Source organism: Pseudomonas sp. Pseusp3, from assembly GCF_047304225.1.
Lineage (GTDB): Bacteria > Pseudomonadota > Gammaproteobacteria > Pseudomonadales > Pseudomonadaceae > Aquipseudomonas > Aquipseudomonas fluorescens_CD.
Genome location: NZ_JBGLYV010000051.1, coordinates 24,349 through 48,787, shown reverse-complemented (window position 1 = coordinate 48,787; position 24,439 = coordinate 24,349). Strand labels below are relative to the sequence as shown.

General features: G+C 58.9%; 20 protein-coding genes. 2 read left to right on the top strand and 18 right to left on the bottom strand.

From position 1 onward, the window contains the following. The 18 genes from tilS to rpsB all read right to left on the bottom strand — a co-directional run. On the bottom strand, positions 1 to 934 hold a 934-nt coding region (tilS, locus tag ACCD00_RS18315; protein WP_413426584.1), incomplete at its 3' end, for a tRNA lysidine(34) synthetase TilS. Between the two features lie 131 nt (positions 935 to 1,065). Further along, positions 1,066 to 2,013, bottom strand: a complete 948-nt coding sequence (locus ACCD00_RS18310) for an acetyl-CoA carboxylase carboxyltransferase subunit alpha (protein WP_057400875.1) — start codon at positions 2,011 to 2,013, stop codon at positions 1,066 to 1,068. Between the two features lie 139 nt (positions 2,014 to 2,152). Then, entirely contained in the window at positions 2,153 to 5,674 is a 3,522-nt protein-coding gene (dnaE, locus tag ACCD00_RS18305) for a DNA polymerase III subunit alpha (protein ID WP_413426582.1), read from the bottom strand. 77 nt (positions 5,675 to 5,751) lie between these two features. After that, complete coding sequence (gene rnhB, locus ACCD00_RS18300) at positions 5,752 to 6,378, bottom strand: ribonuclease HII (protein ID WP_057400877.1); 627 nt, start codon at positions 6,376 to 6,378, stop codon at positions 5,752 to 5,754. An 11-nt stretch (positions 6,379 to 6,389) separates the two neighbouring features. Continuing rightward, positions 6,390 to 7,520 (bottom strand): lipid-A-disaccharide synthase, encoded by a 1,131-nt coding sequence (gene lpxB, locus ACCD00_RS18295; protein WP_413426580.1) that lies wholly within the window; start codon positions 7,518 to 7,520, stop codon positions 6,390 to 6,392. A gap of 2 nt (positions 7,521 to 7,522) precedes the next feature. Next, a complete protein-coding gene (gene lpxA / locus ACCD00_RS18290; RefSeq protein WP_008019545.1) occupies positions 7,523 to 8,299 on the bottom strand; it encodes an acyl-ACP--UDP-N-acetylglucosamine O-acyltransferase in 777 nt (258 codons plus the stop codon). Continuing rightward, entirely contained in the window at positions 8,296 to 8,736 is a 441-nt protein-coding gene (fabZ, locus tag ACCD00_RS18285) for a 3-hydroxyacyl-ACP dehydratase FabZ (protein WP_007978374.1), read from the bottom strand. Before fabZ ends, lpxA begins: the two co-directional genes overlap by 4 nt. Before the next feature lie 108 nt (positions 8,737 to 8,844). Continuing rightward, positions 8,845 to 9,900, bottom strand: a complete 1,056-nt coding sequence (gene lpxD, locus ACCD00_RS18280) for a UDP-3-O-(3-hydroxymyristoyl)glucosamine N-acyltransferase (protein WP_413426577.1) — start codon at positions 9,898 to 9,900, stop codon at positions 8,845 to 8,847. 3 nt (positions 9,901 to 9,903) lie between these two features. Next, on the bottom strand, positions 9,904 to 10,407 hold the full coding sequence (locus tag ACCD00_RS18275; RefSeq protein WP_008000031.1) for an OmpH family outer membrane protein: 504 nt from the start codon (positions 10,405 to 10,407) through the stop codon (positions 9,904 to 9,906). Between the two features lie 45 nt (positions 10,408 to 10,452). Beyond that, positions 10,453 to 12,843: an outer membrane protein assembly factor BamA gene (gene bamA, locus ACCD00_RS18270; RefSeq protein ID WP_413426575.1), complete on the bottom strand. Its 2,391-nt coding sequence runs from the start codon at positions 12,841 to 12,843 to the stop codon at positions 10,453 to 10,455. Between the two features lie 72 nt (positions 12,844 to 12,915). Further along, positions 12,916 to 14,268 (bottom strand): sigma E protease regulator RseP, encoded by a 1,353-nt coding sequence (rseP, locus tag ACCD00_RS18265; protein WP_413426573.1) that lies wholly within the window; start codon positions 14,266 to 14,268, stop codon positions 12,916 to 12,918. A 53-nt stretch (positions 14,269 to 14,321) separates the two neighbouring features. Beyond that, positions 14,322 to 15,512: a 1-deoxy-D-xylulose-5-phosphate reductoisomerase gene (gene ispC / locus ACCD00_RS18260; RefSeq protein ID WP_413426571.1), complete on the bottom strand. Its 1,191-nt coding sequence runs from the start codon at positions 15,510 to 15,512 to the stop codon at positions 14,322 to 14,324. Further along, on the bottom strand, positions 15,509 to 16,315 hold the full coding sequence (locus ACCD00_RS18255) for a phosphatidate cytidylyltransferase (RefSeq protein WP_413426569.1): 807 nt from the start codon (positions 16,313 to 16,315) through the stop codon (positions 15,509 to 15,511). The genes ispC and ACCD00_RS18255 overlap by 4 nt, the downstream gene beginning before the upstream one ends. Then, positions 16,315 to 17,070: a polyprenyl diphosphate synthase gene (gene uppS / locus ACCD00_RS18250; protein WP_413426567.1), complete on the bottom strand. Its 756-nt coding sequence runs from the start codon at positions 17,068 to 17,070 to the stop codon at positions 16,315 to 16,317. The genes ACCD00_RS18255 and uppS overlap by 1 nt, the downstream gene beginning before the upstream one ends. A 13-nt stretch (positions 17,071 to 17,083) precedes the next feature. Beyond that, positions 17,084 to 17,641 (bottom strand): ribosome recycling factor, encoded by a 558-nt coding sequence (gene frr / locus ACCD00_RS18245; protein WP_008019552.1) that lies wholly within the window; start codon positions 17,639 to 17,641, stop codon positions 17,084 to 17,086. Beyond that, a complete protein-coding gene (gene pyrH, locus ACCD00_RS18240) occupies positions 17,638 to 18,381 on the bottom strand; it encodes a UMP kinase (RefSeq protein WP_008000043.1) in 744 nt (247 codons plus the stop codon). Before pyrH ends, frr begins: the two co-directional genes overlap by 4 nt. A 210-nt stretch (positions 18,382 to 18,591) precedes the next feature. After that, complete coding sequence (gene tsf, locus ACCD00_RS18235; RefSeq protein ID WP_413426564.1) at positions 18,592 to 19,455, bottom strand: translation elongation factor Ts; 864 nt, start codon at positions 19,453 to 19,455, stop codon at positions 18,592 to 18,594. Positions 19,456 to 19,644: 189 nt separating this feature from the next. Next, positions 19,645 to 20,382 (bottom strand): 30S ribosomal protein S2, encoded by a 738-nt coding sequence (gene rpsB, locus ACCD00_RS18230; RefSeq protein ID WP_008019554.1) that lies wholly within the window; start codon positions 20,380 to 20,382, stop codon positions 19,645 to 19,647. 371 nt (positions 20,383 to 20,753) lie between these two features. On the opposite strand from rpsB, the gene map reads away from it, so the two are divergent. Further along, a complete protein-coding gene (map, locus tag ACCD00_RS18225; RefSeq protein WP_008000050.1) occupies positions 20,754 to 21,536 on the top strand; it encodes a type I methionyl aminopeptidase in 783 nt (260 codons plus the stop codon). 41 nt (positions 21,537 to 21,577) lie between these two features. Then, positions 21,578 to 24,280, top strand: a complete 2,703-nt coding sequence (locus ACCD00_RS18220) for a [protein-PII] uridylyltransferase (protein ID WP_413426562.1) — start codon at positions 21,578 to 21,580, stop codon at positions 24,278 to 24,280. Positions 24,281 to 24,439 lie beyond the last annotated feature (159 nt).

Below are 24,439 nucleotides of genomic sequence, written 5' to 3'. Positions count from 1 at the left end.
CCCGATGCAGTTCGCCCTCGGCCAGCCGCCACACCGGGCAGGCATCGCCGGTGGCGTCGCGCAAATCCTCCCAACCCGACCAATGGTCGGTGTCCGGCAGGCGAGTCAGCGGTTCGAGCCAATGACTGAGCGCATTGCGCTGACGCGCGGCGGAGAGTTTCTCCAGTGAAGCCAGTTCCAGCGACGGCAGCCCCAGCCAATCGAATTCATTGGCGGTGCGCGCCTGGTTCAAGTCAATCTGTGCCAGCTCATCAAGCAGCCCTTGGGCTTCACTCAAATGCGCAGCACTGCGAGCCATGGTCGCCATCGCCTGTGGCCAGCGCGTGGTCAACACCGGGAACACCTGATGACGCAGGAAATTGCGCGAGAATTGTCGATCCTGATTGGAAGGGTCCTCAATCCAGCGCAATTGATGCGCCGCCGCATAGGCTTCCAGTTCGGCGCGGGTCGCATCGAGCAAAGGCCGCAGCAGGTGCCCTTTACCCAGTGGGCGCTGCCGTGGCATGCCCGACAGACCTCTCACTCCGGCTCCACGCAGCAAGCGGAACAGCAAGGTTTCCGCCTGATCGTCACGGTGTTGGGCTGTCAGCAGCACTTCACCAGGCCGAATCACTTCGCTGAACGCGTGATAACGCGCGTCCCGGGCCGCTCGCTCCAGACTGGCGCCGGGCTGCACCTGTACACGAACAATCTGCAACGGGACGCCCAGCGCAGCGCACACCGAACGACAATGCTCCGGCCACGCATCGGCCACAGCTTGAAGGCCGTGATGAACATGGATGGCGCTCAGCGCCGGCAGGGATTCGGTTTTTGCAAGGTGTGCAAGGAGGTGCAGCAGGACGGTGGAGTCCAGGCCTCCCGAGTAGGCGATGTGCCAGGTCGCAGCATTGCGCCAAGGTTTCAGGTTCAGTAAAAGCTTGGCAGGCAAATTCATATCGATCACTTCACGCAAATCAAATGTGGGAGCGGGCTTGCTCGCGAAAGCGGTTCAACATTCAACACATAGGTCGACTGTTATACCGCTTTCGCGAGCAAGCCCGCTCCCACATTCAAGCCGAGGTCAGATCAGAGACCGTAGCTCATCAGACGCTCGTAGCGACGGGCCAGCAGCGCGTCGTTGTCGAACTTCTTCAGCATCGCCAGTTGCGAGCTCAGCTCGGCGCGGATCGATGCGGCTGCAGCGGCCGGGTCACGGTGCGCGCCACCCAATGGCTCGCCAATCACCTTGTCGACGATACCCAGGCCTTTGAGGCGCTCGGCGGTGATGCCCATCGCTTCTGCGGCATCCGGTGCTTTCTCGGCGGTTTTCCACAGAATCGAAGCGCAACCTTCCGGCGAAATCACCGCGTAGGTCGAGTATTGCAGCATGTTCAACTGGTCGCAGACACCGATCGCCAGTGCACCACCGGAACCACCCTCACCGATCACGGTGGCGATGATTGGGGTTTTCAGGCGCGCCATCACCCGCAGGTTCCAGGCAATCGCTTCGCTCTGGTTGCGCTCTTCAGCGTCGATGCCAGGGTAAGCGCCCGGGGTATCGATGAAGGTCAGGATCGGCATTTTGAAACGTTCGGCCATTTCCATCAGGCGGCAAGCCTTGCGGTAGCCTTCCGGACGCGGCATGCCGAAGTTGCGGCGAACCTTCTCGCGCACTTCACGGCCTTTCTGGTGACCGATAACCATCACCGGCTTGTCATCCAGACGGGCAATACCGCCAACGATCGCAGCGTCGTCGGAGAAGTGACGGTCACCGTGCAGTTCGTCGAATTCGGTGAAGATGTGTTCGATGTAGTCCAGGGTATACGGACGTTTCGGGTGACGCGCCAGACGTGCGATCTGCCAGCTGGTCAGCTTGCCGAAGATGTCTTCGGTCAGCGTTTTGCTCTTGTCCTGCAGGCGGGAGATCTCATCGCCGATATTCAGCGAATTGTCGTTACCGACCAAGCGCAACTCTTCGATCTTGGCTTGCAGGTCGGCGATCGGCTGTTCGAAATCTAGAAAATTCGGGTTCATAGGCGTCCGTCTTGGGTCGAGTCCCAAGTGATCTTGGGCCGGCCGGTTGTCTATTCGCGCCCTACCTTAAGGGACAGGCGCGCTGAGGTCGAGATTAAAAATTCAGGTCAAGGTCAGGGCAATCTGATAGCACTGACCGTCAACGGTATTGGAGGAAGACGTTGTCTCGCCCGAACTGGTCACGCAGGGCTTGAATCAACGCATCCGCCGGATCGATCCGCCAGCCTTCGCCGAACTGCAACAACGCCTTCGCATCAGGGCTGGTGTAGTCCATGGTGATCGGGCATGCACCGCGGTGACGCTTCAACAGTTCGCCCAACCAGCGTAGCTGATCGCCCTTGAGGTCCCTGGCATGCAGCTTCAGGCGCAAGCTTTCGGCCAGATTGGTGCGCGCATCTTCCATGCTCATCACCCGCTTGACCCGCAACTTCAGGCCACCGGAGAAGTCGTCGTTGCTGACCTCACCTTCGACCACCACCATCGCGTCGGTCTGCAACAGTGATTGCGCAGCATGGAACGCTTCGGAAAACAGCGAGGCCTCGATCCGCCCGGAGCGGTCGTCGAGGGTGATGAACCCCATCTTGTCGCCCTTTTTGTTCTTCATCACCCGCAAGGCGATGATCATCCCGGCGACTGTCTGGGTATCACGTGCAGGTTTCAGATCGATGATGCGTTGACGGGCGAAGCGACGGATTTCACCTTCGTATTCGTCGATCGGGTGACCGGTCAGGTACAGGCCGAGGGTATCTTTCTCCCCTTTCAGGCGTTCCTTGAGGGTCAGTTCCTTGGCCTTGCGGTGATTGGCATAGACGTCGGCGTCTTCTTCGACAAACAGGCCGCCAAACAGGTCGGAGTGACCACTGTCCTGGGTGCGCGCGGTCTGTTCGGCCGCCTTGATCGCTTCTTCCATGGCCGTCAGCAGCACCGCGCGATTGCGGTCGATGTTGGCCTGGTAGGCTTTCTGCTCATCGTGGAAATACGGCCCGAGGCGATCCAGGGCACCGCTGCGGATCAATCCGTCGAGGGTGCGCTTGTTGATGCGCTTGAGGTCGACCCGCGCGCAGAAATCGAACAGATCCTTGAACGGACCGGCCAGACGCGCTTCGGTAATCGCCTCGACCGGCCCCTCACCCACGCCCTTGATTGCACCCAGGCCGTAGATGATCCGGCCTTCGTCGTTCACCGTGAACTTGAATTCGGAAGTGTTCACGTCCGGCGCGTCGAGACGCAGCTTCATGGTCCGCACTTCTTCGATCAAGGTCACGACCTTGTCGGTGTTGTGCATATCCGCCGACAGTACCGCGGCCATGAACGGCGCCGGGTAGTGGGCCTTCAGCCACGCGGTCTGGTACGACACCAGGCCATAGGCAGCGGAGTGGGATTTGTTGAAGCCGTAACCGGCGAATTTTTCTACCAGGTCGAAAATGTTACCGGCAAGGTCCGCGTCGATATTGTTGGTGGCGCAACCTTCAATGAAGCCACCGCGCTGCTTGGCCATTTCCTCGGGCTTTTTCTTGCCCATGGCTCGACGCAGCATGTCTGCACCACCGAGGGTGTAACCGGCCATGACCTGGGCAATCTGCATCACCTGTTCCTGATACAGGATGATGCCGTAAGTCGGTGCCAGTACTGGCTTGAGGCCTTCGTACTGGTAATCCGAGTGCGGGTACGCGAGTTCCGCGCGACCGTGCTTACGGTTGATGAAGTCGTCCACCATGCCCGATTGCAGCGGGCCCGGACGGAACAGCGCCACCAGTGCGATCAAGTCTTCCAGGCAGTCGGGCTTGAGCTTTTTGATCAGCTCTTTCATGCCCCGGGATTCAAGCTGGAACACGGCCGTGGTTTCGGCCTTTTGCAGCAAGGTGTAGGTCGGCTTGTCGTCCAGCGGGATGAACGCGATGTCCAGCGGCGGCTCGTTGACCTTGGCGCGGTCGCGGTTGATGGTTTTCAGCGCCCAGTCGATGATCGTCAGGGTCCGCAGGCCGAGGAAGTCGAACTTCACCAGGCCGGCCGCCTCGACGTCGTCCTTGTCGAACTGGGTTACCAGACCGTCGCCGGCCTCGTCGCAATAAATCGGCGAGAAGTCGGTCAGCTTGGTTGGCGCGATAACCACACCACCGGCGTGCTTGCCGACGTTACGTACAACGCCTTCGAGCTTGCGGGCCATTTCCCAGATTTCCGCGGCTTCTTCATCGACCTTGATGAAGTCGCGCAGGATCTCCTCCTGCTCGTAGGCCTTTTCCAGGGTCATGCCGACTTCGAACGGAATCATCTTCGACAGACGGTCCGCCAGGCCATAGGACTTGCCCTGCACCCGCGCCACGTCGCGGACCACAGCCTTGGCGGCCATGGAACCGAAGGTGATGATCTGGCTTACCGCGTTGCGGCCGTACTTCTCGGCCACATAGTCGATCACCCGGTCACGACCGTCCATGCAGAAGTCGACGTCGAAGTCGGGCATCGATACCCGTTCCGGGTTGAGGAAACGTTCGAACAGCAGGTCGTATTCCAGCGGGTCAAGGTCGGTGATCTTCTGCACATAGGCCACCAGCGATCCCGCACCCGATCCACGGCCAGGACCTACCGGCACGCCGTTGTTCTTGGCCCACTGGATAAAGTCCATCACGATCAGGAAGTAACCGGGGAAGCCCATCTGGATGATGATATCCAGCTCGAAATTCAGCCGGTCGACATAGACCTGACGCTTGGCCTCGTAGTCTTCGGTGGTGTCTTTGGGCAGCAGTACCGACAGCCGCTCCTCCAGACCTTCGAACGAGACCTTGCGGAAGTATTCGTCGATGGTCATGCCATCGGGGATCGGGAAGTTGGGCAGGAAGTGCGTACCCAGCTTCACTTCGATGTTGCAGCGCTTGGCGATCTCGACGGTGTTTTCCAGCGCCTCGGGAATGTCGCTGAACAGCTCGGCCATTTCCCCGGCGCTTTTGAGGTACTGCTGATCGCTGTAATTCTTCGAACGCCGCGGATCGTCGAGGGCACGGCCCTCACCGATGCAAACGCGGGTTTCGTGGGCGGCGAAGTCTTCCTGCTTGATGAAGCGCACGTCATTGGTCGCCACCAGCGGCGCGCCGAGCTTCTCGGCCAGGGCCACGGCGCCGTGCAGTTGCTCTTCATCGTTGGGGCGGTTGGTGCGCTGGATTTCCAGGTAGAAACGATCCGGAAACACTTCCATCCATTCGCGGGCCAGGGTTTCGGCCTCGGCGGGGTTGCCGCTGAGCATGGCCTGGCCAATCTCGCCTTCCTTGGCCGCCGACAACATGATCAAGCCAGCGTTGGCTTCGGCGACCCATTCGCGCTCGATGATGATCGCGCCATTGCGCTGACCATCGATAAAGCCGCGGGAAATCAGCTCGGTGAGGTTGCGATAACCTTCGGCGTTCATCACCAGCAGGCTGATCCGGCTCAGCGGGTTGTCCGGATCCTTGTTCGACAGCCACAGGTCGGCACCGCAGATCGGCTTGATCCCGGCACCCATGGCGTTTTTATAGAATTTGACCAGGGAACACATGTTGTTCTGGTCGGTGACCGCTACGGCAGGCATGTTCATGCCGACCAGGGTCTTGACCAGCGGCTTGATCCGCACCAGACCGTCGACCAGGGAGTATTCAGTGTGCAGGCGTAGGTGAACGAATGAAGCCGGCATAGTGATCCTGTCTGTGAACTTGAAAACAACAAGGCCCGGATTGTACCGGGCCCTGCTAAAAAAAATCAGCCTCGCGACTAACTCTCGATGAGACCTTCCCGCGCCTCATACGCCAGCCGCACCGGGGCAAACGAACGCCGGTGAATCGGGGTCGGGCCAAGACGGGTGAGCGCTTCCAGATGAACGGGTGTCGGGTAGCCTTTATGCCCGCCGATGCCGTAACCCGGATAAATCAGTTCGAACGCGGCCATTTCCCGATCACGGCTGACTTTGGCCAGAATCGAAGCCGCCGCGATGGCCGGCACCTTGCTGTCGCCCTTGACCACCGCCTCGGAACGCATCGGCAGCTTAGGGCAACGGTTGCCGTCGATCATCGCCAGTTTCGGTTGAATGTGCAGCCCCGCGACCGCACGCTGCATGGCCAACATGGTGGCGTGCAGGATATTCAGTTCGTCGATTTCTTCGACTTCGGCACGAGCGATGCACCAGCTCAGGGCTTTTTCGCAGATTTCGTCGTAGAGCTTTTCGCGGCGGGCCTCAGTGAGTTTCTTCGAGTCGTTCAGGCCGAGGATCGGGCGGTTCGGATCAAGAATCACCGCCGCCGTCACTACTGCACCACAGAGTGGGCCGCGACCGACTTCATCGACTCCGGCAACCAGTTCTTCGACTTCCGCCACCAAGGTGAAATCCAGCCCCATCTGCATGTTCGTTTTACTCATTTCACTTGGCCGATCAGGTTCAGCACTGCATCAGCAGCCTGGTTGGAGGCATCCAGACGCAGGGTCCGGTGAATCTCATCGAAACCGCGGGTCTGCTCTTCCCCACCCTCGATCAATGGTGACAACGTCTGGGCCAGCGTTTCGACCGTGGCATCGTCCTGCAACAACTCGGGCACCAACAGACGCTGGGCCAACAAATTCGGCAACGAAATGTAAGGGCTTTTCACCATGCGCTTGAGAATCCAGAACGTCAGCGGCGCCAGGCGATAGGCGACCACCATCGGCCGCTTGTACAGCAATGCTTCAAGCGTTGCTGTGCCGGAAGCAATCAACACCGCATCGCACGCTGCCAGGGCGAGATGAGACTGTCCATCGAGCAGGGTCAGCGGCAAATCTCGACCGGCCAAAAGCTCTTCGAGCTGTGCGCGACGCTGTGGGCTGGCGCATGGCATGACAAACCGCACCCCCGGGCGCAACGCCCGCAGGCGCTGCGCGGTATCGAGAAACAACGCACCGAGCCGGCCAACTTCACCACCCCGGCTGCCGGGCATCAACGCCACCAGCGGCCCGTCGGGCAAACCGAGTTCGGCCCGTGCAGCAGCGCGATCGGCTTCGAGTGGAATGGCATCGGCCAGGGTATGGCCGACGAACCGCACCGGCACGCCTTTCTCTTCGTAGAATCTGGCTTCGAACGGGAACAGCGTGAGCATCAGGTCGCAGCCTTCGCGAATCTTCAGCACGCGTTTCTGCCGCCAGGCCCAGACCGACGGGCTGACGTAGTGCACGGTCTTGATCCCGGCCTGGCGCAGCTTGAGTTCGATATTGAGGTTGAAGTCGGGTGCATCGATACCGATGAACACGTCCGGCTTCGCGGCGATCAGGTCGGCGACCAGCTTTTTGCGCCGCGCCAGCAACTCGCGCAGGCGACCCAGGACTTCCACCAGCCCCATCACCGACAGACGCTCCATCGGGAAGTACGGGGTCAGGCCCTCGGCCTGCATCAGCGGACCGCCAACACCGATGAATTCGACGGCTGGGTGACGAGCCTTGAGCGCGCGCATGAGGCCTGCACCCAGAATGTCACCGGAAGCCTCACCCGCTACCAGCGCAATACACAGATTGGCCATGATTAGCGGGTAATGCCGCGAGTCGAAGACTGGATGGAGTCACGGAACACCGCCACTTCCGGATACTGGGCCGACGGCTCTGCCAGCTCGGCGAGCGCCTGCTCCACGGTCAGGCCCTGGCGGTACACCACCTTGTAGGCACGACGCAGTGCGTGGATTGCATCTTCGCTGAAACCCCGACGGCGCATGCCCTCGAAGTTCATGCTGCGGGCTTCGGCCGGGTTGCCGAACACCGTGACATACGCAGGAACATCCTTGCCGATCGCCGTCCCCATGCCTGAGAAGCTGTGGGCGCCAATGTGGCAATACTGATGAACCAGGGTGAAGCCGGAGAGGATCGCCCAGTCTTCCACGTGCACATGGCCCGCCAATGCGGTGTTGTTCACCAGGATGCAGTGGTTGCCGATTACGCTGTCGTGGCCGATGTGGGCATACGCCATGATCAGGTTGTGGTCGCCCAGGGTCGTTTCCGAACGGTCCTGGATGGTGCCACGGTGAATCGTCACGCCTTCACGGATGACGTTGTGATCACCAATCACCAGGCGGGTTTCCTCGCCCTTGTACTTCAGGTCAGGTGTGTCTTCACCCACCGAGGAAAACTGGTAGATGCGATTGTGCTTACCGATTCGGGTCGGGCCCTTGAGGATTACGTGTGGCCCGATGACTGTCCCCTCGCCGATTTCCACACCTGCGCCGACGATCGACCACGGGCCGACCTCGACGCCCTCAGCCAGAACGGCTGTCGGATCGATGATTGCACGAGGGTCAATCAAACTCATAGCTTGCGTTCCGCACAGATGATTTCAGCGGAGCAGACAGGCTTGCCATCGACCGAAGCCTGGCATTCGAACTTCCAGATCTGACGCTTGCAGCTGATGAACTTGGCTTCAAGGATCAGTTGATCGCCTGGCAGAACCGGCTGGCGGAAGCGCAGCTTGTCGGAGCCGACGAAGTAATAAAGAGTGCCGTCGGCCGGTTTCACGTCGAGCATTTTGAAACCAAGGATCCCGGCAGCCTGAGCCATGGCCTCGATGATCAATACGCCCGGCATGATTGGATGCGCAGGGAAGTGACCATTGAAGAACGGCTCGTTGATGCTGACATTCTTGTAGGCGCGAATGCGCTTGCCTTCAACATCCAGCTCCACTACCCGGTCCACCAGCAGGAACGGGTAACGGTGAGGCAGGTATTCGCGAATCTCGTTGATGTCCATCATTTCGGGGGGAAGCCTATGTAAAGATTGGGAGCGCGCGACTGACGCACGTTCCGCTAGCAAATCAAGGAGGCAGTCTAGCGGCTGTGCACACTTGATATGGAAATGGTATCAGCCATCTGATGAAGCATTACCGTCAGGGGTCACTTCCCCTACTTGCTTTTCCAGCTGACGCAGACGCCGCGCGATGTCATCTAGCTGACGAATGCGTGCCGCGCTTTTGCGCCACTCGGCTGCCGGCTGCATGGCCGTACCGGAAGAATAGGCGCCTGGCTCGGTAATCGAGTGGGTCACCATGGTCATCCCGGTGAGGAAAACGTTGTCGCAAATTTCAATATGGCCCACCAGGCCTACACCACCGGCGAGCATGCAATGCTTGCCGATTTTGGTGCTGCCGGAGATCCCGACGCACGCCGCCATGGCGGTGTGATCACCGACCTGAACGTTGTGGGCAATCTGAATCTGGTTATCGAGTTTCACGCCATTGCCAATGATGGTATCGGCCAACGCGCCGCGGTCTATAGCGGTGTTCACGCCAATTTCCACATCATCGCCGATCAGCACACCACCAATCTGGGCAATTTTCTGCCAGATGCCTTTTTCATTGGCAAAACCGAAGCCTTCGCCGCCGAGCACTGCACCGGACTGAATGACAACCCGCTTGCCGACGCGAACGTCGTGATACAAGGTCACACGCGGCGCGAGCCAGCCACCCTCACCCACCACGCTGCGAGCGCCGATGAAGCAATGCGCGCCGACAGTCGTACCGGCTGCAACCTGCGCACCACTTTCGATCACCACAAACGCACCGATACTCGCCGCAGGATCGACCACTGCATCCGCGGCGATCACCGCCGTTGGATGTATGCCGGCGGCGGCCTTGGGCTTTGGATCGAACAGGTGGGAAACACGTGCGTAGGCCGCGTAAGGATCCGGCACCACCAGCACATCCCCGGAATGACCTTCGGCGTCAGCGGCTTTCAGCAACAGGGCTGCCGCCTGACTGCCTGCCAGGTATTTACGGTATTGGGGGTTTGCAAGAAAGCTCAACTGAGCTGGGCCAGCCTCCTGCAAGGTGGCTAGCCCAGTAATTGCTTTCTCGGGGTCGCCACGTAGCGTGGCGCCGAGGAACTCGGCCAGCTGGCCGAGCTTAATGGTCACGGTCATGGATTACTTCAGCTGATTCATGCGCTCGATAACCTGGCGAGTGATGTCGTACTGAGGCTTGACATCAATCACTGCGCCACGCTCGAAGACCAGGTCATAAGCACCTTTCTTGATGACTTCTTCCACAGCGCTGTCCAGTTTCGGCTTGAGCTGCTTCAGCATTTCACGGTCGGCAACGGCTTTGGCTTCGTTCAGTTCCTTGGACTGGAACTGGAAGTCACGGGCCTTTTGCTTGAATTCAAGCTCCAGACGCTCGCGCTCGCCTTGCTGCATTTTGTCGCCACCGGCCATCAGGCGGTCCTGAATACCCTTGGCGCTGCTTTCCAGCGTCTTGAGCTTGGTCAGCTGAGGGCCGAACTTCTTCTCGGCATCCACGGCGTACTTCTTGGCCGCGTCAGACTCCAACAGAGCCATCTGATAGTTCAGAACGGCAATTTTCATGTCGGCAAATGCCGGACCAGCGACCAGTACGCTGGCCAGGAGAACCAATTGAGTCAACTTACGCACGATGCACTCCTACAAAATTCATTGTCGTTATCTTGGGTCAGACGCTTAGAACGTCTGGCCGAGGGAAAATTGGAACACTTGAGTCTCAGCGTTATCCGGTTTCTTGACCGGCATGGCCAACGCGAAGCTCAGAGGACCCAGCGCAGTTACCCACGTCACACCTACACCCACGGAACTGGCCAGGTTGCTGAGGCTGACATCGTTACACTGCGTATTGGACTTCGACGCAGGGTTGGTGTTGGTCGTCTGCTGGCACTTGGAGTCGAATACGTTACCCACATCCCAGAAAACCGAGGTACGCAGGGATCGCTGATCCTTGACGAACGGCATCGGGAACAGAACCTCTGCACCACCTTGAATCAGGACGTTACCACCGAACGGCAGTGGATCCTGATCCGGGTCAGCAAGAGTGCCCGGGTTGCCAGTACTGCCTGCGCCACGGCTCGGAGTACTGCGCGGCCCCAATGTACTGTCCTTGAAGCCACGAACCGAGTTGAAACCACCAGCATAGTAGTTTTCATAGAATGGCAAGCCGTCGGTCGAACCATAACCGTCGCCATAACCCAATTCAGTGTGCAGGCGCATGGTGTAGTTTTCAGACAGTGGCTGGAACAACTGGCCACGGTAATCGAGTTTGAAGAACGACAGGTCGCTACCCGGTACGGTGGCTTCCGCCGTCAAGCTTTGAGAATGGCCACGGGTCGCCAATACGCCTTTGTTCAGGGTGGATTCGGACCAGCCGGCCGAAGCCTTGAAGTTCAGGTACTGATCGCCTTCACGGTTAACGAAGTCGAAAATCTCGTCGACGGTGTATTGACCGGTCTTGATCTTGTCCTGTTGCGCAGTCAGGCCGAAGGTCAGGCGTGAAGTCTCGCTGATCGGGTAACCGACGCTCACGCCAGCACCCATGCTGTCAACGGCATAGCTCGCCACATCGACGTCGAGGTCGTTGTAGTCGGTGGTGCGGTAGAAGGCGTTGTAACCCAGGCTCACGCCATCGGCGGTCCAGTAGGGGTCGACAAAACCGAAGTTGTAACGCGTCTGGTATTGGCTTTTGGTCAAGCCGATGCTGACCTTGTTACCGGTACCCAGGAAGTTGTTCTGGGTGATCGAACCACCGAGGATCAGGCCGGCGCTCTGGGCGAAACCGACGCTGGCGGTGATCGAACCGGAGGCTTGTTCTTCAACGCTGTAGTTGACATCAACCTGGTCATCGACACCCGGCACCGCCGGAGTCTCGACGTTGACTTCCTTGAAGAAGCCCAGACGCTCCAGACGGGTCTTGGATTGGTCGATCAGGTAGGTCGAAGCCCAGCCGCCTTCCATCTGACGCATCTCACGGCGCAGCACTTCGTCTTCGGACTTGGTGTTGCCACGGAAGTTGATGCGGTTCACGTAAGCACGCTTGCCCGGATCGACCGCGAACAGGATGTCTACGGTGTGATCTTCATCGTGCGGTTGAGGCACGCCGTTGACGTTGGCGAAGGTATAACCTTCGTTACCCAGACGACGGGTGATCAGTTCGGAGGTGGTGGTCATCAGCTTGCGCGAGAACACCTGGCCTTTTTGCACCAGCAGCAGGGACTTGACCTGGTCTTCAGGGACTTTCAGGTCGCCGCTGAGCTTGACGTCACGAACGGTGTATTTCTCGCCCTCGTTGACGTTGACGGTGATGTAGACGTGTTTCTTGTCCGGCGTAATGGAAACCTGGGTCGAAGCGATATCCATGTTGATATAGCCACGGTCCAGGTAGTAGGAACGCAGGCGCTCCAGGTCACCGGAGAGTTTTTCACGGGCGTACTTGTCGTCGTTCTTGAAGAACGACAACCAGTTGGTGGTCTTGAGTTCGAACAGGTCGATCAGGTCTTCATCGGGGAAAACCGTGTTGCCCACCACGTTGATGTGCTGGATGGCTGCAACGGTACCTTCGTTGATATTGACCTTCAGGCCAACCCGGTTACGCGGCTGCGGCACCACTTCGGTATCGACGGTGGCCGAGTAGCGACCCTGGGCGACGTACTGGCGCTGCAGTTCGTTACGTACACCTTCAAGGGTGGCACGCTGGAAGATCTCGCCTTCGGCCAGACCGGATTGCTTGAGGCCTTTCATCAGGTCTTCGGTAGAGATCGCCTTGTTGCCTTCGATCTCGATACTGGCGACAGACGGACGTTCGACTACAGTGATGACCAGGACGTTGCCATCGCGGCCCAGCTGGATATCTTGAAAGAAACCGGTTTTGAACAACGCACGAGTGGATTCCACCAGGCGTCGATCATCCGCCTGTTCACCGACGTTCAACGGCAAAGCACCAAAGACGCTACCCGCGGAGACCCGCTGGAGGCCATTGACGCGAATATCAGAGATAGTGAAGGACTCGGCGTGAACTTCGGCGATCATCAATACGGTGAGAACCGCAGTTAGCAGCAGACGTTTCATGAAGTCCTTTCTTATTCCAACTGGCAATAAACAAACTGCCGCAAAATGCGGCAGATTCGCAATTCAGCGACGTTACAGACGACCCAGATCATTGACCAGAGCAAGCAACATCACTCCGATCACCAAACTGATACCGATCTGTATCCCCCAACCTTGCACCCGATCCGACAAGGGGCGACCACGCGCCCACTCGATCAGATAAAACAACAAATGCCCCCCATCCAGCACAGGAATGGGCAGCAAATTCAGAACCCCCAGGCTAATACTCAGATAAGCAAGGAAATTCAGGAAATCAGCAACACCCGACTGGGCCGAAGCGCCCGCCACTTTAGCAATGGTTATCGGTCCACTCAAGTTTTTTACCGAGAGCTCACCGAACAACATTTTCTTCAGTGAATCGAGGGTCAGCACGCTCATGGTCCAGGTGCGTCGGGCACCCTCGCCAATCGCTGCCAATGGCCCATAACTGACCTCGCGGATCATTTCCGGTGGCCAATCGACAGCCTTCACCCCTGCCCCCAGGTAACCGCTGGGTGACTTGCTCTCGCCGCGAGCGGCCAGCGTCACCGGGACGTCGATTTGAGCACCGTCACGCTCGACCCGCAGCATGATTTTGGTATCAGGATGCATACGCACGGTATCGACGACCTGCTGCCAGTCATCCAGCGTATGACCATCGAGCGCCAGTAACCGGTCGCCGGTCTTCAGGCCGGCAGCCTGAGCTGGCCCCTTTGGATCGATTTCGGCCAGCACAGGCGGCAACGCCGGACGCCACGGGCGAATCCCCAACGAACGGATAGGGTCAGGCTCGTTAGCCCCTTTGAGCCATTTGTCCAGCGCAAGTTCTCGAGGAGAATCGGTCGTGGAGCCTTGTTCGCGAACCATTACCTGCAACGAGCCGCTTTCGCCCAGACGACGAACCAGTTGCAGATTCACCTCCGCCCAGCCGGAAGTCGCTTCGCCATCAATGGCCACGATCTCCTCACCCGGGTTCAAACCCGCCTTGGCCGCAATACTGCCAGACTCCACAGCCCCGATGACCGGACGCACCTGCTCGCTGCCGAGCATTGCCAATCCCCAGAAAAAAAACAGTGCCAGCAGGAAGTTGGCAATCGGCCCCGCCGCTACGATGGCAATGCGCTGACGAACGGATTTGCGATTGAAGGCTTGATCAAGCTTATCGAGCGGCACTTCACCTTCGCGCTCGTCGAGCATTTTCACGTAGCCACCCAACGGGATGGCAGCAACGACAAATTCGGTGCCTTGCCTGTCGTGCCAGCGCAGCAACGGCATGCCGAAGCCAACGGAGAAGCGCAGTACCTTGACCCCACAGCGACGTGCGACCCAAAAATGGCCGAACTCGTGGAAGGTAACCAGCACACCCAGTGCGACCAGGGTGCCGACAATCATATAGAGCGCGCTCATCTACTTTCTCCGCAAACCTGTCCGCTGCTGCCTGGGTCAACTATCCGCAGCATTTACCGCCCGTGCCGGCTCAACCATTGTCCGGCCAGCAATCGCGCCTTTGCGTCTGCCGTGAACACTGCATCGAGATCGTCCACTGCCACTACGGGCTCAAGATTCAGTACTTCCTCGATGATACTCGCGATTTCCGGATATCGAACCCGCTCGTCGAGAAATGCCGCCACTGCCACTTCATTCGCCGCATTAAGCATCGCCGGTGCGCTGTTACCCGCCTCGGCCGCCTGACGGGCCAGGCGCAGGCAAGGGAAACGCTCTTCATCGGGCGCCTCGAAGTCCAGCCGTGCAATGGCAAACAGATCCAGAGGCGCCACACCCGAGTCGATCCGCTCCGGCCAGGCCAGGGCATTGGCGATGGGCGTGCGCATGTCCGGATTACCCAGCTGCGCGAGGACAGAACCATCGACATAGTCGACCAACGAATGGATCACACTTTGCGGGTGAATCACCACCTCGACCTGCGCCGGCCTGGCATCGAACAGCCAGCAGGCTTCGATCAACTCAAGCCCCTTGTTCATCATGCTGGCCGAGTCAACGGAGATTTTTCGCCCCATGGACCAGTTCGGATGCGCGCACGCCTGATCAGGTGAAACATGCGCCAGTTCAGCCATTGGCGTCTGCCGGAACGGACCTCCGGAAGCCGTGAGCAAGATCCGACGCACACCGACCGCCTCAAGGCCACGGGCATAATCGAGCGGCATGCACTGGAAAATCGCGTTGTGCTCGCTATCGATCGGCAGCAACACCGACCCACTTTTGCGCACCGCCTGCATGAACAGTGCGCCGGACATGACCAACGCTTCCTTGTTGGCCAGGAGGATCTTTTTGCCAGCCTCGACTGCCGCCAGTGTCGGGCGCAACCCCGCTGCACCGACGATGGCCGCCATGACCGTATCGACTTCCGGATCGGAAGCGACCTGACACAAACCCTCCTCACCCACCAGAACACGGGTCGAAAGACCCGCCGCGCGCAAATCATCCTGCAAGGTGCGGGCAGCAGCGACCTCAGGCACGACAGCGAACCGCGGGACATGGCGCACGCAGAGCGCCAGCAACTCACTCAAGCGAGTGAAGCCACTCAATGCAAAGACCTGATAACGATCAGGATGGCGAGCGATGACGTCGAGCGTACTCAAGCCAATCGAGCCGGTCGCACCCAGAACGGTAATCTGTTGCGGGCGGCTCATGGTGCCGCCATCCACAACAGTACGGCGAACACCGGAATCGCTGCCGTCAGGCTGTCGATACGATCCAGCACGCCACCGTGACCCGGAAGCAGGCTGCTGCTGTCCTTGATCCCGGACTGGCGCTTGAACATGCTTTCAGTGAGATCGCCCACCACCGAAATGAACACGATCAGCGCGGCACCGATCAGCCCTTTGAACAGTTCGGCCACCGTCCAGTCGCGCACCAGGCCAACGAATGTGGTAATGACCAGACTCAGCGCCAGCCCACCGTACACGCCTTCCCAGCTTTTGCCCGGACTGACCTGCGGTGCGAGCTTGCGCTTGCCGAAAGCACGACCGGAGAAGTAGGCACCAATATCGGCACCCCAGACCAACACCATCACCGCCAGGATCAGCAAGTTACCCAGCGGGTATTGCTTGATCTGCACCAGACCTTGCCACGCCGGCAGGAGAATCAACAGGCCGATCACCAGCCTGGTCGCCGCGTTGGACCAATGCTCGCTCGAACGCGGATAGGTCAGCACCAGATACGTCGCCACCGCCCACCACAATACCGAAGCACCCAACACCCAAGGCGCGAGGCCGGGCAGGATGTACATGAGGAACAGCATCAAAGCGACCACGGCGGCATAGCCAACGCGGAACGCTTGACCGGCGAAACCCGCCAGTCGAGCCCATTCCCAGGCACCAAGGGTTACGACCAGCCCGATGAACAGTGCAAAACCGGAACCTTCAAGCAGGAAAAACCCGCACAGGGCAATCGGCAGCAGGATCAGCGCGGTGATGATTCGTTGTTTAAGCATTAAACCCGGGCTCCAGCCTCGACCTGCTCGCTCGTTTTACCGAAGCGGCGCTGGCGGGAAGCGAAATCAGCCAGCGCATTGCGCATGGCATCGTGTTTGAAGTCCGGCCAGAACAGGTCGGAGAAATACAACTCGGCATAGGCCAGCTGCCAGAGCAGGAAGTTGCTGATGCGGTGCTCGCCACCGGTACGGATACACAGGTCCGGCAGCGGCAGGTCACCCGTGACCAGGCAGGTCTGCAGCAGATCAGGCGTGATGTCTTCCGGACGCAAGTGTCCGGCCTGAACCTCTCGCGCCAGTCGTTGCGCAGCTTGTGCGATATCCCACTGACCGCCGTAATTGGCGGCGATCTGCAGGATAAAACGATTGGCGCCAACGGTCATGGCTTCAGCTTCGCGCATGGCAGCCTGCAGCTCGGGATGAAAGCGCGAGCGGTCACCAATGATGCGCAGGCTGATGTTGTTGTCGTTGAGGCGCTTGGCCTCACGACGTAGCGCCTTGAAGAACAGATCCATCAAGGCGCTGACCTCATCGGCCGGACGCTGCCAGTTCTCGCTGGAAAAGGCGAACAGGGTCAGCACTTCGACCTTGGCCTCGGCGCAGACTTCAATGACCGCACGTACCGCATCCACACCCGCTTTATGCCCGGCGACACCCGGCATAAAGCGCTTTTTCGCCCAGCGATTGTTACCATCCATGATGATCGCGACATGGCGCGGCACCGCGGACGGTGCAGTCTGCTTAGTCTTTTCCATGAAAACGCGACCCTTATACGGCCATCAGGTCTTTTTCTTTCTCTGCCAGCTTCGCGTCGATTTCAGCCACGAACTTCTTGGTCAGATCGTCGATCTCGCCAGTGGCGCGACGCTCTTCGTCTTCACTGATCTCTTTTTCCTTGACCAGATCTTTCAACGAGCTGTTGGCATCGCGACGGATGTTGCGCACGGCAACACGAGCGTCTTCTGCCACGTCACGGGCCTGCTTGGTGAAACCACGGCGGGTTTCTTCGGTCAGGGCCGGCATGCTGATCAACAGCAGCTCGCCGAGGTTGGTCGGGTTCAAGTTCAGACCCGCACTGCCGATAGCCTTGTCGACTGCGCCGAGCATGTTGCGCTCGAAGGCAACGACTTGCAGGGTACGGGCGTCCTTGACGGTGATGTTGGCCACTTGCTTGATCGGGGTGTCAGCGCCGTAGTACGGCACCATCACGCCTTCCAGGATGCTCGGGTGCGCCTGGCCGGTACGAATGCGGCCGAAGTTGTGCGACAGGGACTCCACAGACTTCTGCATGCGCTCTTTAGCGTCTTTCTTGATTTCGTTGATCATTGTTCGCCTTCCTCGATCAGGGTTCCTTCAGCGCCGCCATGCACGATGTTCAGCAGGGCGCCGGGCTTGTTCATGTTAAATACGCGTAGCGGCATTTTATGGTCGCGGCACAGGCAAATGGCCGTCAGATCCATCACACCCAGCTTGCGATCCAGCACTTCATCGTAGGTCAGATGATCGAACTTCTCGGCATGCGGGTCTTTGAATGGGTCAGCGGTGTAGACGCCATCGACCTTGGTCGCCTTGAGCACGACATCGGCATCGATTTCGATTGCACGCAGGCAGGCAGCCGAATCCGTCGTAAAGAACGGGTTGCCGGTACCGGCCGCGAAAATCACCACGTCCTTGGAGTTCAAGTGGCGCATGGCCTTGCGGCGATCATAGTGATCGGTCACGCCAACCATGGAAATAGCGGACATCACGATGGCCGAGATGTTGGCGCGCTCAAGGGCGTCGCGCATGGCCAGGGCATTCATCACAGTGGCCAGCATGCCCATGTGGTCGCCCGTGACCCGGTCCATGCCAGCCTTGCTCAGCGCTTCACCGCGGAACAGGTTGCCACCACCGATAACCAGACCGACCTGAACACCGATGCCGACCAGCTGGCCAACTTCCAATGCCATGCGATCCAGAACTTTCGGGTCGATCCCGAACTCCTCCGAGCCCATCAGGGCCTCGCCGCTAAGCTTGAGTAGAATGCGTTTATAGCGAGCCTGATAACCACTGCCCTGCTGAGCCATTGCGAATCTCTCCTGCGGCGTATTTTAAAAATTCTTTGCGAGCTGTTTACAGCTGGCTGTTCAATCTAGCTTGGCGCTGCTTCAGCGCCATCGGAACATGGCTTTGTAAGCCAGTTCCAAAAGGAAACCAATTAAAAATTGGTGCCCCATCTGAAAAGAGGCTGCGCGCGTGAGCGGGCAGCCTCTTCTGGGCGACAGTTAAAAACCGTCTTATTGCTTGGCGGCAGCCAGCTGGGCAGCAACTTCTTCTGCGAAGTTGTCCACTGGCTTCTCGATGCCTTCGCCGACTTTGAAGTAGGTGAAGGAAACGATTTCAGCGCCGGCTTTCTTGGCCAGGGCACCCACGGTGAGTTCCGGGTTCATCACGAAAGCTTGCTCAACCAGGCTGGCTTCAGCCAGGAACTTGGTGATACGGCCGGCAATCATCTTCTCGACGATTTCAGCAGGCTTGCCTTTCATCTTGTCTTCGTTCAGCTGCAGGAATACAGCTTTCTCGCGCTCGATGGCTTCGGCAGAAACCTGCGATGGCAGCAGGAACTCAGGGTTGCTGGCTGCTACGTGCATGGCGATTTCTTTGGCCAGTTGGACGTCGCCGCCCTTCAGGACAACAGCAACGCCGATCTTGTTACCGTGCAGGTAGGTACCAACGACGTCACCTTCAACGCGAACCAGGCGACGGATGTTGACGTTTTCGCCAACTTTGGCCACCAGGGCTTCACGAGCCGATTCACGAGAAGCGATCAGCGGAGCTGCGTCAGTCAGCTTCTCGGCGAAGGCTTGCTCAACGCTTTCAGCTACGAAGTTTTTGAAGTCGTCTTGCAGGGCCAGGAAGTCGGTCTGCGAGTTCACTTCCAGCAGTACGGCGGACTTGTCGTCGGCCTTGATGGCGATTGCGCCTTCAGCGGCAACGTTGCCGGCTTTCTTGGCAGCCTTGATGGCGCCCGAAGCACGCATGTCATCAATGGCTTTCTCGATGTCGCCGCCAGCCTTGGTCAAGGCCTTTTTGCAGTCCATCATGCCTTCGCCGGTACGCTCGCGCAGTTCTTTGACCAACGCTGCAGTAATCTCTGCCATTTCAAAATCCTCTTGGATAGGTTTTCAACCATTCCACCCGATCGAACGGGCGATCAATTCTTCCCGAACCACCCTTGTTAGCTGCCGCACGTTACAGATAGAGCAGTGGGCGCCGACAAATGGTTTTCGAGGTGGCAAAAAGGGGGCCAAGCCCCCTTTTTGCTTACTGAGTCAACGCCAAGGCGTCAATTACTCAGCTGCTGCTACCGGAGCTTCGTCAACGAATACTTCGGTGCCGCCGGCAACGTTGTTGCGACCGCGGATTACAGCGTCAGCCATCGAACCCATGTACAGCTGGATAGCGCGGATTGCGTCATCGTTGCCTGGGATGATGTAGTCAACGCCTTCCGGGCTGCTGTTGGTATCGACTACGCCGATAACCGGGATGCCCAGCTTGTTGGCTTCGGTGATCGCGATGCGCTCGTGATCAACGTCGATAACGAACAGAGCGTCTGGCAGACCGCCCATGTCCTTGATACCACCCAGGGAACGATCCAGCTTTTCCAGGTCACGAGTGCGCATCAGCGCTTCTTTCTTGGTCAGCTTGGCGAAAGTACCGTCTTCGGCTTGAACTTCAAGGTCACGCAGACGCTTGATGGAAGCACGGATGGTTTTGAAGTTGGTCAGCATGCCGCCCAACCAGCGGTGATCGACGTACGGCGAACCGCAACGTGCTGCTTCTTCAGCAACGATCTTGCCAGCGGAACGCTTGGTGCCGACGAACAGAATCTTGTTTTTGCCCTGGGCCAGACGCTCTACGAAAGTCAGAGCTTCGTTGAACATTGGCAGGGTTTTTTCAAGGTTGATGATGTGGATCTTGTTACGCGCGCCGAAAATGTACTTGCCCATTTTCGGGTTCCAGTAACGGGTCTGGTGACCGAAGTGCACACCGGCCTTCAGCATATCGCGCATGTTGACTTGGGACATGATAGTTCCTTAATAAGTCGGGTTTGGCCTCCACGTATCCCAATGACCAACCAGCAGCATCAGCTGAAGGCACCCAGGTCATCGTGTCGACACGTGTGTGGATTTAGGCTTTTCGGGACATCCCCGGAAAGCGGCGCATTTTATACCACAAGGCAGGGCAAAACGGAACCCGGATTCTGAAATCCTGGCGGGCACTTTGCTCCACCCCTTGGAATCCGCCAAGAATGCACCATTCTATAAAGAGAAGCGATGCACACAGGCGCAGATTTGCGCTGATCGTCTGGTAGAATCGCATTTTTCAGGGCTGCGAAGATCGATCGCGCAATGCCCTTTTCGTTTGGAAAGCGCCATCGAGCGCAGAGAGAGCCTGTATGACCGTCACCCTCAAAACCCCCGAGGATATCGCCAAGATGCGTATCGCCGGCAAACTGGCCGCCGATGTGCTGGAAATGATTGCCGAATATGTCAAGCCGGGCGTTACCACCGATCAACTGAACCAGATCTGTCACGACTATATCGTCAATGAGCAGAAAGCCATCCCTGCCCCGCTCAACTACAAGGGCTATCCAAAGTCGATCTGCACGTCGATCAACCATGTGGTCTGCCACGGCATCCCGAACGACAAGCCGTTGAAGGATGGCGACACCCTGAACATCGACGTCACCGTCATCAAGGACGGCTACCACGGCGATACCAGCCGCATGTTCCATGTCGGCAACGTGCCGGTCTGGGCCGAGCGCCTGTCCCAGGTGACCCAGGAATGCATGTACAAGGCGATTGAAATCGTCAAGCCTGGCTGCCGCCTGGGCGACATCGGCGAAATCATCCAGAAGCACGCTGAAAAGAACGGTTTCTCGGTGGTTCGCGAATTCTGCGGTCACGGCATCGGCAAGGTGTTCCACGAAGAGCCGCAGATCCTGCACTACGGCCGCGCTGGCACCGGCATGGAACTCAAGGCCGGCATGACCTTCACCATCGAGCCGATGATCAACCAGGGCAAGGCCGACACCAAGGTACTGGGCGACGGCTGGACCGCGATCACCAAGGACCGCAAGCTCTCGGCACAGTGGGAACACACCCTGCTGGTGACCGAAACCGGTTACGAGATCTTCACCCTGCGCAGCGATGACACCATCCCTCGCGTTTCGGCCTGATCCCGTTACCGTACATCGCCTATAGAAAGGAAAGCCAATCGATGCCGCAGGTGGATCCCGAACTCTTCGATCGCGGCCAGTTCCAAGCTGAACTGGCCCTGAAGGCAAGCCCGATCGCGGCCTTCAAGAAGGCGATCCGCCAGGCCCGCGAGGTGCTCGACGAGCGTTTTCGCAGCGGCCGGGACATTCGCCGGCTGATTGAGGATCGCGCCTGGTTTGTCGATAACATCCTGCAAAAGGCGTGGAACCAGTTCAGCTTGAGTTCCGAAGCCGGCATTGCACTGGTCGCGGTCGGTGGCTACGGCCGCGGCGAATTGCACCCTTATTCCGATATCGACTTGCTGATCCTGCTGGACAGCGCCGACCACGAAGTTTTCCGCGATTCCATAGAGCGTTTTCTGACGCTGTTGTGGGACATCGGCCTGGAGGTCGGCCAGAGCGTTCGCTCGGTCGACGAGTGCGCCGTCGAGGCCCGCGCCGACCTGACGGTCGTCACCAACCTGATGGAAAGCCGCACCATCGCCGGCCCCGAGCATTTGCGCCAGCGCATGCTGGACGTCACCAGCACCGCGCACATGTGGCCGAGCAAGGACTTCTTCCTGGCCAAGCGTGCCGAACAAAAGGCCCGCCACCACAAGTACAACGACACCGAATACAACCTGGAACCCAACGTCAAAGGCTCTCCCGGCGGCTTGCGGGATATCCAGACGATTCTCTGGGTGGCCCGTCGCGAGTACGGCACCCTGAACCTGCGGGCACTGGCTGGTGAAGGATTCCTGGTCGAGAGTGAAAACGCCCTGCTCGCCTCTTCCCAGGAGTTCCTGTGGAAGGTTCGTTATGCCCTGCACATGCTCGCCGGTCGTGCCGAAGACCGCCTGCTGTTCGATCACCAGCGCACCATTGCCGGGCTGCTGGGCTTCAAGGGCGACGACGCCAAGCAAGCCGTCGAAAACTTCATGCAGCAGTATTACCGGGTGGTGATGAGCATCGCCCAGCTCAGCGACCTGATCATCCAGCACTTCGAGGAAGTCATCCTCGCACCGGAAGACGAAGCGCCACCACAACCGATCAACTCGCGCTTCCAGTTGCATGACGGCTACATCGAAGCACGCAACGACAACGTCTTCCGCCGCACGCCGTTCGCCATGCTCGAAATATTCGTGCTGATGGCCCAGCAGCCGGAAATCAAGGGCGTGCGCGCCGACACCATTCGTCTGCTGCGGGAAAACCGCCACCTGATCGACGACGACTTCCGCAACGATATTCGCAACACCAGCCTGTTCATCGAGCTGTTCAAGTGCAAGATCGGCATCCACCGCAATCTGCGGCGGATGAACCGTTACGGCATCCTTGGGCGTTACCTGCCCGAATTCGGCTTTATCGTCGGACAAATGCAACATGACCTGTTCCACATCTATACGGTCGATGCCCACACCCTGAACCTGATCAAGCACCTGCGTAAGTTGCAGTACACCAAGGTGTCGGAAAAATTCCCGCTGGCCAGCAAGCTCATGGGCAAGCTGCCCAAGCCAGAGCTGATTTACATGGCCGGCCTGTACCACGACATCGGCAAGGGCCGGCATGGCGATCACTCGGACATCGGCGCCGTGGATGCCGAGGCCTTTTGCCAGCGCCATCAACTGCCCACATGGGACAGCCGCCTGATCGTGTGGCTGGTGCAAAACCACCTTGTGATGTCGACAACTGCCCAGCGCAAGGACCTGTCCGACCCGCAGGTGATCCACGATTTCGCACAGATCGTCGGCGACGAAACCCGCCTCGACTACCTGTATGTGCTGACCGTCGCCGACATCAACGCCACCAACCCGACGCTGTGGAACTCCTGGCGCGCCAGCCTGCTGCGCCAGCTCTACACCGAGACCAAGCGCGCGCTGCGTCGTGGCCTGGAGAACCCGGTGGATCGCGAAGAGCAGATCCGCCAGACCCAAAGCGCGGCCCTGGATATCCTGGTGCGCGGCGGCACCGACCCGGACGATGTCGAGCAACTGTGGGCGCAATTGGGTGACGACTATTTCCTGCGTCACACCGCCGGCGATGTGGCCTGGCACAGCGACGCGATCCTCCAGCAACCGGCCGACGGCGGGCCACTGGTACTGATCAAGGAAACCACCCAGCGCGAGTTCGAAGGCGGAACACAGATCTTCATCTACGCCCCCGACCAGCACGACTTCTTTGCCGTGACCGTGGCTGCGATGGACCAGCTCAACCTGAACATTCACGACGCCCGGGTCATCACCTCCAGCAGCCAGTTCACCCTCGACACCTATATCGTGCTCGACACCGACGGCGACTCGATTGGCGATAACCCGGCACGGATCAAGCAAATCCGCGACGGCCTGACCGAAGCCCTGCGCAACCCGGACGACTACCCGACCATCATCCAGCGCCGGGTGCCCCGTCAGCTCAAGCATTTCGCCTTTGCGCCACAAGTGACGATCCACAACGACGCCCAGCGCCAGGTGACGGTGCTGGAACTCACGGCGCCTGACCGCCCGGGCCTGCTGGCGCGGATTGGGACGATTTTCCTGGAGTTCGATCTGTCACTGCAAAATGCCAAGATCGCCACCCTCGGCGAGCGCGTGGAAGACGTGTTCTTCATCACCGACGCCAACAATCTGCCGTTGTCCGACCCGCTGCTGTGTAGCCGCCTGCAGGATGCGATCGTCGAACAACTGAGCGTCAACCAGGAACCGGATATCAAACTGTCGCGCATCAGCATCTGAATCAACAACGGCCCGCCCTTATGTAGGGGCGAGCCTGCCCGCGATGAACTCAAATACACCGCGTTATCCTGGCAAGAACGCGTTATCGTTGACGACCATCGCGAGCAAGCTCGCTCCTACAGGGACCAGCGCCGCTCCAACACCGAACGAGATTTATCG

What these genes read in the sequence shown, in the direction of transcription:
- ACCD00_RS18310 (WP_057400875.1), bottom strand. Translation starts at nt 2,013, where the DNA reads ATGAACCCGAATTTTCTAGATTTCGAACAGCCGATCGCCGACCTGCAA.
- fabZ (WP_007978374.1), bottom strand. Translation starts at nt 8,736, where the DNA reads ATGATGGACATCAACGAGATTCGCGAATACCTGCCTCACCGTTACCCG.
- lpxA (WP_008019545.1), bottom strand. Translation starts at nt 8,299, where the DNA reads ATGAGTTTGATTGACCCTCGTGCAATCATCGATCCGACAGCCGTTCTG.
- tsf (WP_413426564.1), bottom strand. Translation starts at nt 19,455, where the DNA reads ATGGCAGAGATTACTGCAGCGTTGGTCAAAGAACTGCGCGAGCGTACC.
- lpxB (WP_413426580.1), bottom strand. Translation starts at nt 7,520, where the DNA reads ATGGCCAATCTGTGTATTGCGCTGGTAGCGGGTGAGGCTTCCGGTGAC.
- dnaE (WP_413426582.1), bottom strand. Translation starts at nt 5,674, where the DNA reads ATGCCGGCTTCATTCGTTCACCTACGCCTGCACACTGAATACTCCCTG.
- uppS (WP_413426567.1), bottom strand. Translation starts at nt 17,070, where the DNA reads ATGGAAAAGACTAAGCAGACTGCACCGTCCGCGGTGCCGCGCCATGTC.
- bamA (WP_413426575.1), bottom strand. Translation starts at nt 12,843, where the DNA reads ATGAAACGTCTGCTGCTAACTGCGGTTCTCACCGTATTGATGATCGCC.
- ACCD00_RS18220 (WP_413426562.1), top strand. Translation starts at nt 21,578, where the DNA reads ATGCCGCAGGTGGATCCCGAACTCTTCGATCGCGGCCAGTTCCAAGCT.
- frr (WP_008019552.1), bottom strand. Translation starts at nt 17,641, where the DNA reads ATGATCAACGAAATCAAGAAAGACGCTAAAGAGCGCATGCAGAAGTCT.
- ACCD00_RS18255 (WP_413426569.1), bottom strand. Translation starts at nt 16,315, where the DNA reads ATGCTTAAACAACGAATCATCACCGCGCTGATCCTGCTGCCGATTGCC.
- ispC (WP_413426571.1), bottom strand. Translation starts at nt 15,512, where the DNA reads ATGAGCCGCCCGCAACAGATTACCGTTCTGGGTGCGACCGGCTCGATT.
- rpsB (WP_008019554.1), bottom strand. Translation starts at nt 20,382, where the DNA reads ATGTCCCAAGTCAACATGCGCGATATGCTGAAGGCCGGTGTGCACTTC.
- rnhB (WP_057400877.1), bottom strand. Translation starts at nt 6,378, where the DNA reads ATGCAGATGGGGCTGGATTTCACCTTGGTGGCGGAAGTCGAAGAACTG.
- pyrH (WP_008000043.1), bottom strand. Translation starts at nt 18,381, where the DNA reads ATGGCTCAGCAGGGCAGTGGTTATCAGGCTCGCTATAAACGCATTCTA.
- lpxD (WP_413426577.1), bottom strand. Translation starts at nt 9,900, where the DNA reads ATGACCGTGACCATTAAGCTCGGCCAGCTGGCCGAGTTCCTCGGCGCC.
- map (WP_008000050.1), top strand. Translation starts at nt 20,754, where the DNA reads ATGACCGTCACCCTCAAAACCCCCGAGGATATCGCCAAGATGCGTATC.
- rseP (WP_413426573.1), bottom strand. Translation starts at nt 14,268, where the DNA reads ATGAGCGCGCTCTATATGATTGTCGGCACCCTGGTCGCACTGGGTGTG.